The organism is Pseudomonas sp. AC463, from assembly GCF_979253585.1.
Genome location: NZ_CEEDDZ010000003.1, coordinates 31154 through 44970, shown reverse-complemented (window position 1 = coordinate 44970; position 13817 = coordinate 31154). Strand labels below are relative to the sequence as shown.

At 58.8% G+C, this 13817-nt stretch carries 11 protein-coding genes; 7 read left to right on the top strand and 4 right to left on the bottom strand.

Annotation, left to right across the window (positions count from 1 at the left end; translation table 11 throughout):
• The first annotated feature begins 36 nt into the window (after positions 1-36).
• The 4 genes from AC0IYH_RS04210 to AC0IYH_RS04195 all read left to right on the top strand — a co-directional run bounded on the left by AC0IYH_RS04210 (position 37) and on the right by AC0IYH_RS04195 (position 2195).
• Entirely contained in the window at positions 37-705 is a 669-nt protein-coding gene (locus tag AC0IYH_RS04210) for a response regulator transcription factor (RefSeq protein WP_122771847.1), read from the top strand.
• A gap of 2 nt (positions 706-707) precedes the next feature.
• A complete protein-coding gene (locus tag AC0IYH_RS04205; protein WP_122771848.1) occupies positions 708-1406 on the top strand; it encodes a response regulator in 699 nt (232 codons plus the stop codon).
• A gap of 122 nt (positions 1407-1528) precedes the next feature.
• Positions 1529-1852 (top strand): helix-turn-helix domain-containing protein, encoded by a 324-nt coding sequence (locus tag AC0IYH_RS04200; protein ID WP_122771849.1) that lies wholly within the window; start codon positions 1529-1531, stop codon positions 1850-1852.
• Positions 1845-2195 (top strand): helix-turn-helix domain-containing protein, encoded by a 351-nt coding sequence (locus tag AC0IYH_RS04195; RefSeq protein ID WP_471833038.1) that lies wholly within the window; start codon positions 1845-1847, stop codon positions 2193-2195. The genes AC0IYH_RS04200 and AC0IYH_RS04195 overlap by 8 nt, the downstream gene beginning before the upstream one ends.
• Before the next feature lie 2 nt (positions 2196-2197).
• On the opposite strand, the gene AC0IYH_RS04190 is transcribed toward AC0IYH_RS04195, so the two are convergent.
• Positions 2198-4828, bottom strand: coding sequence for an ATP-binding protein (locus AC0IYH_RS04190; protein WP_471833037.1), 2631 nt, complete (start codon positions 4826-4828; stop codon positions 2198-2200).
• Between the two features lie 218 nt (positions 4829-5046).
• A complete protein-coding gene (tkt, locus tag AC0IYH_RS04185) occupies positions 5047-7113 on the bottom strand; it encodes a transketolase (protein ID WP_471833036.1) in 2067 nt (688 codons plus the stop codon).
• A gap of 175 nt (positions 7114-7288) precedes the next feature.
• On the opposite strand from tkt, the gene AC0IYH_RS04180 reads away from it, so the two are divergent.
• Positions 7289-7513, top strand: coding sequence for a DUF465 domain-containing protein (locus tag AC0IYH_RS04180; protein ID WP_116628891.1), 225 nt, complete (start codon positions 7289-7291; stop codon positions 7511-7513).
• A gap of 150 nt (positions 7514-7663) precedes the next feature.
• Here the strand turns inward: AC0IYH_RS04180 and hglS are convergent, their stop codons facing one another.
• Positions 7664-9040: a 2-oxoadipate dioxygenase/decarboxylase HglS gene (hglS, locus tag AC0IYH_RS04175; RefSeq protein WP_471833035.1), complete on the bottom strand. Its 1377-nt coding sequence runs from the start codon at positions 9038-9040 to the stop codon at positions 7664-7666.
• Between the two features lie 289 nt (positions 9041-9329).
• Between hglS and AC0IYH_RS04170 the strand changes: the two genes are divergently transcribed.
• Both AC0IYH_RS04170 and AC0IYH_RS04165 read left to right on the top strand, forming a co-directional pair.
• On the top strand, positions 9330-10739 hold the full coding sequence (locus AC0IYH_RS04170) for an OprD family outer membrane porin (protein WP_471833034.1): 1410 nt from the start codon (positions 9330-9332) through the stop codon (positions 10737-10739).
• Positions 10740-10808: 69 nt separating this feature from the next.
• Positions 10809-13433 (top strand): MGH1-like glycoside hydrolase domain-containing protein, encoded by a 2625-nt coding sequence (locus AC0IYH_RS04165; RefSeq protein ID WP_471833033.1) that lies wholly within the window; start codon positions 10809-10811, stop codon positions 13431-13433.
• Positions 13434-13483: 50 nt separating this feature from the next.
• Here the strand turns inward: AC0IYH_RS04165 and AC0IYH_RS04160 are convergent, their stop codons facing one another.
• A complete protein-coding gene (locus AC0IYH_RS04160) occupies positions 13484-13798 on the bottom strand; it encodes an SCP2 sterol-binding domain-containing protein (protein WP_116628895.1) in 315 nt (104 codons plus the stop codon).
• Between the last annotated feature and the right edge of the window lie 19 nt (positions 13799-13817).

Sequence of the window (13817 nt, the reverse complement as noted above, 5' to 3'; positions counted from 1 at the left end):
CTTGGCAATTAGATGTTCTGATGAGTGAAATTATCCATGTCTTATAACCGGGCGCCGTTACGTGTTGTCATCGCCGACGACCATCCCTTAGTGCTGCTGGCTATGGAAAAATCACTGTCTGAGGCCCGGGAGTTTACTGTCGTAGGGGCTGCCAGTTGTGGCGAGGAACTGCTGCAGCTGCTGGCCACCGGCGAGGTTGATATGGTCGTGACGGATTTCGTTATGTCCAAGCCGGGGGCGGGCAGTGCGCGCGATGATGGGTTTCCGTTGCTGGCATTTATTCGGCGCCAATACCCGGATATCCCGATTGTGGTGTTCAGCATGGTGTCCAATGGCGGGGTGTTGAGCAAGATTGTCGACATGGGCGTTCAGGCCATTGTCGGCAAAGATGAAGCGGCAGCATCGCTGTTGAGTATTTGCAGGCGCCTGGCAAGCGGGCATAAACCTCCCTTGCTCAGCCCTTCTATTGCTGAACGCCTGGGCACTCGCGAATTGCCGCAGGCCAAGATGGCGGGCGTGTTGAGTAAGAAGGAATTGGAGGTGGTCCGTTTGTTTGCGTCAGGCCTTTCGCTTACCGATATTGCCAAGCGATTGAACCGGGCGATCACTACGGTCGCCACACAAAAACAGTCCGCCATGAAAAAGTTGAATATGCAAAGCAATGCTGACCTTATCCGCTATGCGACGGCAGAAGGGCTGGTGTAAGGGTGGCCACCGATAGCCCGAAAAACATCACGGTGTTGATTGTCGAAGACAACGCCCTGAGCCTGTTATTGCTGCAGGAGCAGCTGACCCAATTGGGTGCTCTGGTGGTGCCGGCGCGAGGTGGCGCGCGGGTTGCGGCGTTACTCGAAGGCGTGACGCCGGACCTTGTGATAACCGACATTAATATGCCTGGGGTGAGTGGCTACGACGTGCTGTCGCTCATCAAGGCCATCGATCGACAGATTCCCGTTTACGCGATCAGTGCCAGCCTGCGCGATGGTGACTTTCGAGAGCGTGGGGCCTGGGAATTTACCGATTATCTACTCAAGCCCATTACGCTTTCGCAACTGGCGGGGTTATTGGACAGGGTGGTTGAGCAACAGGCGTGCGGTCACCCGCGTCATTCCCTCACGTCAAATTTTCCCCAACTGGAACAAAGGCACCTGCCGGTATTCAAGGCGCAGATGGATGAAGACTTGAATGTGCTGGCGGAACTACGGGTCGATAAACGCCTGGCTCCTTTAAGGGATTGGTTGCATGGGGTGTCAGGTGGGCTCGCCTGTAGCGGGGCATCTGGTTTGCTTGACCTGTGCCATGAAGTGCAGGCTGAAGTACAAGAAGCGACGGTATGGAACAGCCGTATTGATGAACTGCTGGCGGCCTTTCGCGCCGAACTGCTAATTGCCATGCGGCGCGCGTGATTACAGTCTGTGTGGGGGCTTAATGTTCGCCAACATAATTTTTAGTTTTTTCTCTAACGATTTCCTGCCTATTTGCCTACAAACTTACAGTCAATACTGATTGTTTAGAATGGGAGGCTGCAATGTTGCTTGGTGAGCGCTTGAAAAAAGAACGCGAGCGGCTGGGGATAAGTCAGTCTGTTTTTGCAGTAAAGACAGGCGTGTCGAGAAATACACAATATAAGTATGAGAAAGAACTTGGCAGGGCGGATGCGGTGTATTTAAACCAGGCTGCGGAACTCGGCGTCGACGTGTTTTATGTGCTGACGGGCGAGCGCGGTATTACGCTGGCCGATTGTGAGTTAGTCGAGGTTTCTGAGTTTATGGATAATACCAAGGCCCTTAACCGTGCGGGGCGCAATCTGCTGATGCACGCGGGATTGGCATGGGTGAAAGCCAATGGGTAAAAAGAACATCCCAGGGAGTAGCGAGCGGTTGAGGGAGGAGCGTCAACGCCTGGAGTTGACCCAAGAGCAACTGGCCAAGGCGGGTGGCATTACCCGTAACACACAATGGTGCTATGAGAATCATGCGTTTAATCCAAGCGTTCGGTATCTATCCAATCTGATAAGTGTGGGTGTCGATAGTTATTACGTACTGATGGGAGAGCGTAAAAAAGTGATCTCAAAAGAGGTGAACCCTGAACTGCTAAGGCTTGTTGAGTTGTACCAGCGCCTTGGAAGGGTTGACCGCGGCGCTCTTTTCCGTATGGCCTGGGCTTTTTCGCGGGTATCCATGGGGTCGGAATAACCTCATGGCGTCGGGTTGCTCGACTGTGAGTCCAACAGTTGGGTGATGGCCAGATTAACGCTTTCCAACTCGCCGTACAGTGCTGGAAGTATCAGGCTGATCGCTGACGAATCACGTCGCACGCAGGCCGTTTCCAAGCCGGCTGCTAGCTGCTTCAATGGGGCGGCGGCAATATTGGCGGCTACGCCGACTAACTCATGGGCTTGCTGCAAGAGATTTTCATAATCCTTGGCTGCATGCGCCGCCACAAGCTGATCGGCGCTGGCAAAGTTCTCCCTGAATATCCCGAGCAGTCTTTTATAGAGCTCCAGCGTGCCGGCTATTTCCACCCCCGCCTTCAGGTCTATGCTGGGAACCGCTTGATGTGCGATGGCGAGCCTTGTGTTCATGGCTGATTGCGGTGTGGGGTTGCCGCGGAACGTGATCCACTTCAGCAGCACCGTGAACAGATCATTGATCCTCAGCGGTTTACCGAGGTGATCGCACATGCCGGCGGCAAGCGATTTTTCCCTGTCGCCTTTCAACATGTTCGCTGTCATCGCGATGATGGGAATATGTTTGAAACTCGCGTTCTGGCTAATGATTCTGGCCGCCGCATAGCCATCCATCACGGGCATCTGGCAGTCCATCAGGATGCAGTGAAAGTCATGGGTTCTCTCCAGGGTGGAAATGGCATCCTGGCCATTGTGCGCAACGGTAACGCTGATCCCCGCCCTTGAGAGTATTTCAACCGCCAGTTCCTGGTTGAGTCTGTTGTCTTCGACCAGGAGGATCCGTGCACCGCGCAGCTCAGTGCCAAAACTCAAGGCGCCTGTGGGCGGCTGTTCTTCCATGCCGCTGCTGGCCGAGCTGGATATGCAATCTCCAGCCACCCGTAGCGGCAGGTTGATGTGGAACGTCGAGCCTTGACCCAAATCACTTTCGACCCAAATGTTTCCGTCCATCATGGTGACCAGGCTCTTGCATATCACTAGCCCCAGTCCCGTACCGCCAAATTTTCGCGTGGTTGATGCATCGGCCTGACTGAAACTTTCGAACAGCTTGTGAAAGTTATTTTTGTTGATGCCTATACCGGTGTCGTTTACCCAAAAGTGCAGCGTCGCAAGACCCTGGCTGTACTCGATGCAATCAACGCCGACGGTGACGGCACCGGCATGCGTAAACTTGATCGCATTATCGGTAAGGTTGGTCAGTACTTGCACAATGCGTAACGGGTCGCCAAACAACGCATCAGGCACATTACTGTTGATCTGGAAGGTCAAGGCCACCTCTTTTGCCTGCGCCTTGAAGCCGGTGAGGTTCTCCAGGCGTTCAAAAACATCCTTCACATGAAACAAGCTGTTTTCAAGCTCCAGCTTGCCGGCCTCTATTTTGCTGAAGTCCAATATTTCGTTGATGACCTCCAACAGGTGCTCGCCGGACTGATTGACCTTTTGAATATAGTTGCGCTGTTTCTCGTCGAGATCGGTTTGCAGCACAAGGCCCGACATGCCGATGATGGTATTCATCGGCGTTCTGATTTCATGGGACATGTTCGCCAGGAATACAGACTTGGCCTGGGTGGCGGTTTCGGCTTGCTCTTTGGCCGACTGCAGTTCCACGCTGCGCCGCTTGTTGTACAGGTAGTCATTCAGCCGGCGGAGCAGGAGCAGCAACAGCGAGGTCAATACCGCGAAGACGCACAGCATCACTGCCCATAGCATTGACGCAGGGTTTTCTTTATCCAGATTGACCAGGAAGTAGATATGCCAGTCGCCGGCGGGATCGTTCCAATCCACTGCCGCACGGGCAACGATGTAGCGCGTACCCTCCAGCAGTACCGTGTTTTTCCTGGCATGCAGTTCGGTGATAGGGAAGGGCTGGTGACCAAAAAAGGGCAGGTTGAACTGGTGTGTCGTTCTGACCGTTTCCAGGGCCCGCTCATCGAGTTTCTTGATCGAGCGCTCTATCCATTTCTCATCACTGGAGGCGAAGACGATACCTGCCGGTGTGGTTAGCAGGCCGATCGCATTCGGAATTCGGTCCAGGTACCGGTCCATTATTTCCGCATTGAAGCGCGCAGCCACTACGCCCAAGGTCGATTTCGAAACGGAAAAGTCTGCATAGACCGGGGCGCTGATCCAGAACACTCTTCGGTGCGTGGTGATGCTGATACCGGCGAAGGCCGATTCCTTGCCTTTCATGCCTTGCACGAAATAGGGCCGAAAGCCGACGTCTGTGCCCACGGGCGAAACGCCATTTCTGTCCCAGGCCGCGCTGATCCTGCCGTTTGCATTGACGGTAAATGCTTGCGATGCGCCGACACTGGAAGCAATGGTTTGCAGCGCTTTATTCGTAAGTGCTTGCCCGTCGACGGGCGAACTCGGGTTGTCCAGTTCCATCGCTGAGCATTTGATGTCCACGTCGGCTTTGCCGGCCAATGATAGCGTGCCCATTGCCTTGCCATTGAGCAGCACATCTTCGAGGTCGGCCGCCTCGTGTATCGCCCTCTCATCCAGCTCTGCTTTGGCCTTTGATTCTATATTCCACTGATAGGCTTGCCCGGTGCCCCACGCCGCCAGCGCGGCAAACAGTATGACCGCGTAACGCGCCGCCACCCGATGGTTATTAATCCAATGCAGAATACTGAGCATCATCGGGTTTCTTCGGCGTTGAGTAGTGGTATTGGCCAACAGTTTTACATTTGAGCCAAGCGCTGCCCAGCATTGTTAGCGCGTGAGGAAAAAATCGAATAAATACTATAACGGTGAGGTCCAGTGTGGGAGGGGGCTTGCCCCCGATAGCAGTGGGTCAGTCACTGAATAAGTGGACTGATACACCGCCATCGGGGGCAAGCCCCGTCCCACATTTATTACTGTGTTTTAGTCAGTTGGATCTGTTGCTTGGCTTGCTTAACCACGTGCTCCGCAGTAAACCCGAACTTCTCTTGCAACTTGGCCAGCGGCGCCGAGGCGCCAAAGCTGTTCATCACCACTTTGGCGCCGGTTTGCCCGACGTAGCGGTCCCAGCCCAGGGGGCCGGCCTGTTCGACTACCACACGGGCTTTCACCGCCGGAGGCAATACGCTGTCGCGGTAGGCCTGGTCCTGGTCTTCGAACAGTTCCCAGCTGGGCATGGAGACGACCTGGGCGGCAATTCCTTCGGCTTTGAGCTGCTCATAGGCGGCCACGGCCAGGCTGACCTCGCTGCCTGTCCCAATCAGGATCACCTCAGGCTTATCCGCCCGCGCCAGTACATAGGCGCCCTTGGCTGCACCCGATGCGGCGGCGTACTGGGTACGGTCCAGCGTCGGCAACGGCTGGCGCGACAGCACCACGCAGCTCGGCCGATGGGTTTGCGCCAGGGCAACCTTCCACAGTTCCAGGGTTTCATTCGCATCACCGGGGCGCAGGGTCAGCAGCCCGGGGGTGGCGCGCAGTTGGGTCAGGTGCTCGATGGGCTGGTGGGTCGGGCCGTCTTCGCCCACGCCGATCGAGTCATGGGTAAACACGAACACCACCGGCAACTCCATGATTGCCGCCAGGCGGATCGGCGGTTTCATGTAGTCGCTGAACACCAGGAACGTCGAGGTGTACGGCCGCAGGTAGGACAGCGCCATGCCGTTGGCAATCGCGCCCATGGCGTGTTCACGGATGCCGAAGTGCAGGTTGCGCCCGCTGTAGTCGTCGGCGCTGAAACGCCCGGCACCGTCGAAGGTGAGGTTGGTCTTGGTGGACGGCGACAAATCCGCCGAGCCACCGAGCAGCCAGGGGATCTGCTGGGCGAAGGCGTTCAGCACTTCACCGCCGGCGGCACGGCTGGCCACGCCTTTGGCGTCGGTGTCGAAGGTGGGCAAGTCGTCCTGCCAATGCTCGGGCATTTCCCCGGCGCGCATGCGGCGTAGTTCATCGGCCAGCTCTGGCTCGTATTGTTCGAGCTGCGACAGGTGCTGGTTCCATTCTTCGTACAACGGCTGGCTGCGCGCCAGGAGTGCGTCGCGCAGGACCGTGCGGGCGTCATCGGGCACCAGGAAGCTGGAGTCCTGGGGCCAGCCGTACGCGGCTTTGGTCAGGCGAATTTCTTCGTCACCCAGGGGTTCGCCGTGGGCGGCGGCGGTGTTGTGTTTGTGTGGCGAGCCGTAGCCGATCACGCTGTCGACCACGATCAGGGTTGGCGCGCCGGTGTTCGCCTGGAAGGTTTCCAGGGCGGCGCTCAGCGCTTGTAAATCATTGGCGTCGGTGACGTGCACGGTGTGCCAGCCGTAGGCCTGGAAGCGCTTGATCACGTCTTCGCTGAACGCAAGCTCAGTGTGGCCCTCGATGCTGATGGTGTTGTTGTCGTAGATCCAGCACAGGTTATCCAGCTGCAAGTGGCCGGCCATCGACGCCGCTTCGCTGCTGATGCCTTCCATCATGTCGCCGTCGCCGCACAGGGTGTAGACGTTGTAGTCGAACAACACCTTGCCGTCGCGGTTGAAGCGCTTGCCCAGCCAGCGCTCGGCCATGGCCATGCCGACGCTGTTGGCGCAGCCCTGGCCGAGGGGGCCGGTGGTGGTTTCCACGCCGGTGGTCATGCGGTACTCGGGATGGCCCGGGGTCTTGGAACTCATCTGCCGGAACTGTTTGATGTCGTCCAGGCTGATCGCCGGCTGCCCGGTGCGTTGGCCATGAGCATCGATCTCGACCACGCCGGCCAGGTGCAGCAGCGAATACAACAGCATCGACGCATGCCCCACCGACAACACAAAACGGTCACGGTTGGGCCAGTCGGGCTGCTGCGGGTGGTAGCGCAGGAAGCGGCTCCACAGCGCATACCCCACCGGCGCCAGCCCCATGGGCGTGCCCGGGTGGCCGGAGTTGGCCTTCTGCACGGCGTCCATGGCCAGGGTGCGAATAGTGTTGATGCATTGAGTGTCGACAGCAGTGGCAGCGTGAGTCATGAAACCGGTCCCCCGTGAGTGACGATCTACAGTGGAGGGCAGGGGGCGGCAAAGGTTTGATCCCATCGGCCGCGCCGCGACGAACGGGGATGGTTTGATCACGGACATGACAAGACCCCTCGCAATGGTCTAGTTTCAAGGGCGTAAGCCATTGATCAACTTGCGGAGGTACGCCATGCCAGTGAAACACGACCTGTATCAGGACTTGGGGTTGAGCAAGGAAGTCGTTCACGAACGCAGGGCAAGCGACAAACGCCTGGACTCGCTGCTCACTCAATACGACGCTGCCGACGCCGAGGTGCTGAAGGCGGAATCGGCGAGTGCCAGCGATGAGGATGTGGAGAAGCTGAAGAAGAAACGCTTGTTGGTCAAAGACGAGATTGTGGGGCGATTAGGCTAAAGGGGCCGTCCTACGAAACGTCGTAATATTTATTCAGATTTATCTGAGAGACAGGGCGCATTTCACTGCCTATGATGCCGCCCGCCCACCCGGCTCTTGGGGCTTTTACGGCGCAAGGATTGCGCTGCTGAGCCGGGTGGGCACCCTCATTTACCCCCGCAGTGTTTGAATGCACTCATCGATCGAACGCTGCTGCGTCTCGCCATACAGCCTCAACTCATCCAGGGTCTCGCGCCCCAGCGCCTGCTCGAACTGCGCCTGATTGGAATTGCCTGCGTAGTGGCTCTGCGCTGTATCCCCCAGGTTGGATTGAAAGATCCCCGCCGCGCTCACCGGCAGAAAATCCTCATACACCAACGGTTCCACATCCACGTGGCCGGCGGCGATCAATGCGTCCAGGGAATGTGGTTGATCGGCCTGGCCGCGCGCCGCCAACCCTTGTTCGGTGGCGAAGTAGCGAAAGTAGGCCAGTTGCTGTTCACGCATCTGTGCCTGGTCGTCGGGGAAGGCCTGGAAGTGTTGCTCCATCAGTTGCGTATAGCGCGCGGCATTGCCTTCATTGGGGAACGCGCCCAAGTCATCGCGGGCGGCGTTCAGCAATTGGTCATAGAGGGCACGGCCCTTGGGGGTGAGGGCGACGCCGCGCTGTTCGATTTCGCCGAAACGCGCGCTGTGGCTGCCTTTGGCGTCGGTGAAGGCGATGGGCTCGTCCAGGGCCTTGAAGCTGGTCTGGCGCAACAGGATCGGGCAGTTGCGCCGGGGCGGGCCTTCGATCACGGCCTTGGGGGTGATGCCTTTGCCGGGCATGGCGGCTTGCACCTGGTCGATGTCCAGGGTGCGCGGGGTCAGGTGGTTGATATGTGGGCCCTTGAAAGCCACCACATCGGCAATCAGGCGGTGCTGGTCGCTGAGTTGCTGGTACTGCGCGCCAGTGACGGTGGCGGTGTGATGCCAGCGAAAGGTTTCCAGGGCCTGGCGGATAAACTCTTCGGCGTCCGGCGGGTTGAGGCCGCCGTCCTTTTCCGCTTGTTCGATCAGTGCGAGGGCGCCGGCAGTGAAGATCCTGCGCTTGGCCAGGGCGGTTTCGGCAAAGTCGCGCAGTTCGGGGTTTTCGATCAGTTCCAGGCGCAGCAACGAGGTGAACACCCGAAACGGGCTGGTTTGCAGCGCGCGTTCATGCACCGCGCGAAACGCCGTGGAGTGCACCGGCACGCCGGCCGGGGTCAGGTCGTAGTAACCCACCGGGTGCATGCCCATCACGGCAAACAGGCGGCTGATGGTCGCCAGTTCCTCGGCGGTACCCAGGCGGATGGCGCCGTGGCGTTCCAGGTCCAAACGCTGGATCTCGCCGGTGCGCCGCAGCTGTTGCGCCACACCCGGTTGGGTGTCGAGCACGTGGGCATTGGTCTCGGCGACCAGCTCCATCAGTGCGCCATACAAGGGAACTTCATCTCGGTACATAGCGGACATGGCCTTGGAGAAGCCCTTGCGGATCTCATCGGGGCTGACATGTGCGGTGGTATGCATAGAAAAATTCCTGATGGCTATGGCGATGAAGTTGGCCTTTTTCCGGATTCTGTTGGGCGCCAGGGGCGCTTGCAAACGAAGATTCCTCTGGACTTCATTCTGCAAATGAATGGGATGACGTGAGTGTGACAAAAATCAGCCAGTCGCAAGTTTCATTTTTGCCCGGTTTTACTAACTAATTCTTCACGGAGTCGGCCCCACCCGCCATGAAAGAATCGTCACGTTTGCAAGGATGAAAACGTCGTTTCGCACATCGCACACATAAAAATATGTTTAGGGGCCGTCGTTAATGAAAATTTCTACACTGGCGCTGTCAATCGCCGCCGCCGTTCTTGCACAACAGGTTTACGCTGATGATTTCGGGCTCGGCTCTCTGGGCACGGGCAACGGTCACAGCGGGTTCCTCGAAGACAGCCATGCGGCTGTGAGCTCGCGGACCATGTACTACAGCGCGGACAACCGCTCGGGGACCAACAACGATCTGCGTGAAGCCGCGACAGCGCTGCGCTTCGATTACAAATCCGGCTACACCCAAGGCACCCTCGGCGTCGGCTTCGACGTGATGGCCTTCGGTGCCCTGCGCCTGGACGGTGGCGATGGTCACACGGCGGGCCCAGGCCTGTCGGGTAACGGCAACAGCTTCTTCCCGACCAAGAACAACGGCACTGAACCTGCCGACTCCTTCGGCCGTGCAGCGGGCAACGTGAAGTTCCGGATTTCTCAGACCGAGTTGCACGTCGGTGGCGGCCTGGCGCCGGTGCTGCCGATCCTGGTGTCCAACGACAGCCGTGTAGCTCCGCAGACCTTTGACGGCGGCATCCTGACCTCCAATGACATTCCCAACGTGACCTTCACCGGCGGTGAGTTGAACCGCGCCGAAGGCCGTGCCTCCAGCAACTCCACAGGCTTGAGCGTGGCCGGTGGCCAACGTGACAGCGACAGCTTCAAGTTCGGTGGCGTGGACTACAAACCGTTTGGTTCTTCCGACAACGTCATCGCGAAAAACCTGACGCTGCAGTACTACTACGCCCAACTGCAAGACTTCTACAAACAGAACTACTTTGGCCTGGTCCACGTGTTGCCGCTGGGCAATGACCAGTCGTTCAAGACCGACCTGCGCTATTTCGACAGCAGCAGCGACGGCAAGAATGGCGAGTCCGGTTACCAGTTCAATAACAACGGTGGCTATGCCAAGCATGCCAACGAAGTGGACAACAAAACCTACAGTGCGGCCTTTACCTACCAGCTGGGCGGCAGCAGCCTGATGCTCGGCCATATTGGCGTGGGCGATGATGGCGGCTTCGTGTGGGTCAACCAGGGCAGCATTGCCGACCCGCACGCACAAGGCGCCGGCGGCAGCGACTTCTACCTGTTCACCGACGCTGTGGTCGGCCAGTTCTCGCGTGCGGGCGAGCAGGTCAACTTTGGCCAATACACCTATGACTTCAAGGCCTATGTGCCTGGCCTGAAGGCGTCCGTGGCCTATCTGGACGGCTCGGATATCAAGGCGAAAGTGGCCGGTGGCCCTGACCAGAAAGAAAACGAGGCTGACTTCCGTCTGGACTACGTGGTGCAGGCCGGTCCTCTGAAGGGTTTCGGTACTACCTTGCGTACCGGCACCTACCACGGTAAAAACACCGGCACGGCGGACCAGGACCAGACTCGCCTGATCTTCAACTACACCTACGCGATCTTCTAAGTCTTCATGTGCAACGGGGCGTCATTGGGTTCTACACTGCCAGTCACCTGACAGGCGATGGAAGACTCAATGACGGCCCGGTTACTTGCAACGATTGAAGGTCAACGCCTGGCCACTCAAGAGGCCGAGCGCTGGCGCGAGTGGGGCCCGTATTTGAGCGAACGCCAATGGGGCACGGTGCGCGAAGACTACAGCGCCGATGGCGACGCCTGGGCTTACTTCCCCCATGAACATGCACGCAGCCGCGCCTATCGCTGGGGTGAGGATGGACTGGCCGGTTTCAGTGACAAGGCCCAACGCTGGTGCCTGGGCCTGGCCCTGTGGAACGAACATGACGCGATCCTCAAGGAGCGCCTGTTCGGCCTGAATAACGCCGAGGGCAACCACGGTGAAGACGTCAAGGAGCTGTACTTTTTCCTCGACGGTGTACCGAGCCATGCCTACATGCGCATGCTCTACAAATACCCCCATGCCGCTTTCCCCTACGCTGACCTGATCGCCGAAAATGCGCGACGCGGGTTGCGCGACGCCGAGTACGAAATCCTCGATACCGGCGTGTTCGAAGACCACCGCTATTGCGACGTCAGCGTCGAGTACGCCAAGCACCAGCCCGACGATATCTTCATGCGCGTGACCGTGCACAACCGCTCGGACCAACCGACGCGCTTGCAGGTATTGCCGCAGCTGTGGGCGCGCAATGACTGGAGCTGGACCCTCGATGCGCCCAAGCCCAGGTTGGCGCTGGAGGGTGACCGCGTGCTGGCCCGTCATCATGAGCTGGGCGATTGTTATCTCAGCGCCTGGGGCCAGGATGGTGTCGAATGGCTGTTCTGTGAGAACGAAACCAACTTCCCCAGGCTGGACGGGCAGCCGGCGCCGGGGCCGTTCAAGGATGGGATCAACGATTATGTGGTGGGCGGTGTTCAAGGGGCGATTCGCCGCGATGCGGGTACCAAGGTCGCCGCGCGTTTCATCCTTGAACTGGCGGGCCTGGAAAGCCGCACCCTGTACCTGCGCTTTGCGCCAACGGATGCGCCCGAAGTCAATGCGCGCAAGCTGTTCGAGCAACGTCGCCAGGAGACCGATGATTTCTACGCCGCCTTGCAACACGGCATCACCGACGACGATGCACGCAACGTACAGCGCCAGGCATTGGCGGGTTTGCTGTGGTCCAAGCAGCTCTACTATTTTGATGTAAACCAATGGCTCGACGGTGACCCTGCCCAGCCCGCGCCGCCGCCCGAGCGCCTGCACATCCGCAATACCCATTGGCGGCATCTGTCTAACTTCGACATCCTGTCCATGCCCGACACCTGGGAATACCCGTGGTACGCCTCCTGGGACCAGGGCTTCCAGGCGGTGGCCATTGCGCTGATCGACCCGGGGTATGCCAAGCAACAGTTATTGCTGCTGGTGAAGGACCGTTTCATGCACCCCAATGGCCAACTGCCTGCCTACGAATGGCGCTTCGACGATGCCAACCCACCGGTGCATGCCTGGGCCAGTTGGCGGGTGTATCAGCAGGACAAGGCGCTCACCGGTGTAGGCGATCTGGATTTTCTCGAGCGAATCTTCCACAAGCTGCTGCTGAATTTTTCCTGGTGGGTCAACCGCAAGGACGCCGAGGGACGCAACCTGTTCCAGGGCGGTTTCCTGGGCCTGGACAACATTGCCTTGTTCGACCGCTCGGCCACGCTGCCGCCGGGTTACCAACTGGACCAGGCCGACGGCACCGCGTGGGTCGCGGCCTATGCGCTGGACTTGATGCGTATCGGCCTGGAATTGGCCAAGCGCAACGTGGTTTACGTGGATATCGCAGTGAAGTTCTTTGAGCACTTCCTGTATATCGCCGGCGCCATCAACCGCGTCGACGACAGCGCCGAAGGCCTGTGGGACGAGCAGGACCTGTTTTTCTACGACGTGCTGCACCGCCCCGACGGCCACAACGAACCGGTCCGCCTGCGTTCCATCGTCGGCCTGATGCCGTTGTTTGCCGTGCTGGTGCTGGAGCAACGTGAGCATGAAGGCCTGGAAGGCCTGCGTGAACGCTTGTTGGGCTTTATGCACCACCGGCCGGACCTGGCCAAGCTGGTCTCGCGCTGGAACGAACCGGGGCAGGGCAATCGCCTGCTGCTGGCATTACTGCGTGGCGAGCGCACCAAGGACTTGCTGCGGCGCATGCTCGATGAGGATGAGTTTCTGTCGACGTTCGGCGTGCGCTCTCTGTCCAAGGCTTTCGCCGAACAGCCGCTGGCGTTGAAGATGAACGGCGACACGCTGTGCGCGCGTTACCAGCCCGGTGAATCCGACTCGCGCTTGTACGGCGGCAACTCCAACTGGCGCGGGCCGCTGTGGATGCCGGTGAACTACATGCTGATTGAATCGCTGCGTGAATTTCACCGCTACTACGCGGATAACTTTTCGGTGGAGTACCCCACGGGCAGTGGGTATCTGGCGTCCCTGGAGGACGTGGCTGACAGCCTGAGTCAACGGCTGACGCGACTGTTCCTGAGGGATGAAAACGGCCTGCGACCGTCGATGGCGGGGTATGCGCAGCTGGAGGCGGATCCGCTGAGCCGAGACCTGGTGTTGTTCCATGAATATTTTCATGGGGAAACCGGCAGGGGCTTGGGCGCGTCGCACCAGACGGGGTGGAGTGCGTTGGTGGCGTTGTTGCTGCAACCCAAAAACTAATATGGGAGGGGGCAAGCCCCCTCCCACAGGGATTGCAGGTTGCCCGAGAATCAGCCTGGGAACAGCTCGCTCAGCTTCATGGCCAGCATCATGTCGCCTTCGGTGCGCAGTTTGCCGCTCATGAAGGCTTGCATGCCGTCGGTTTCGCCGCTGACGATGCCTTCCATGGTTTCGCCGTCTGTGACCAGGGTCACTTGGGCGTCAGGGTTTACGCCTTCTTGCAGTTCGCAGGTGCTGTCCTTGACGATCAGCGAGAAGTTCTGGTCGTCGTCGACGCGGAAACCGAACACCAGGTCCAGGCCGGCGGCAGCGGCTGGGTTGAATTTGGCTTTCATTGCTTCTACAGCTTTGGCTACGTCAGTCATGGTTTCGATCCTTTTGGGT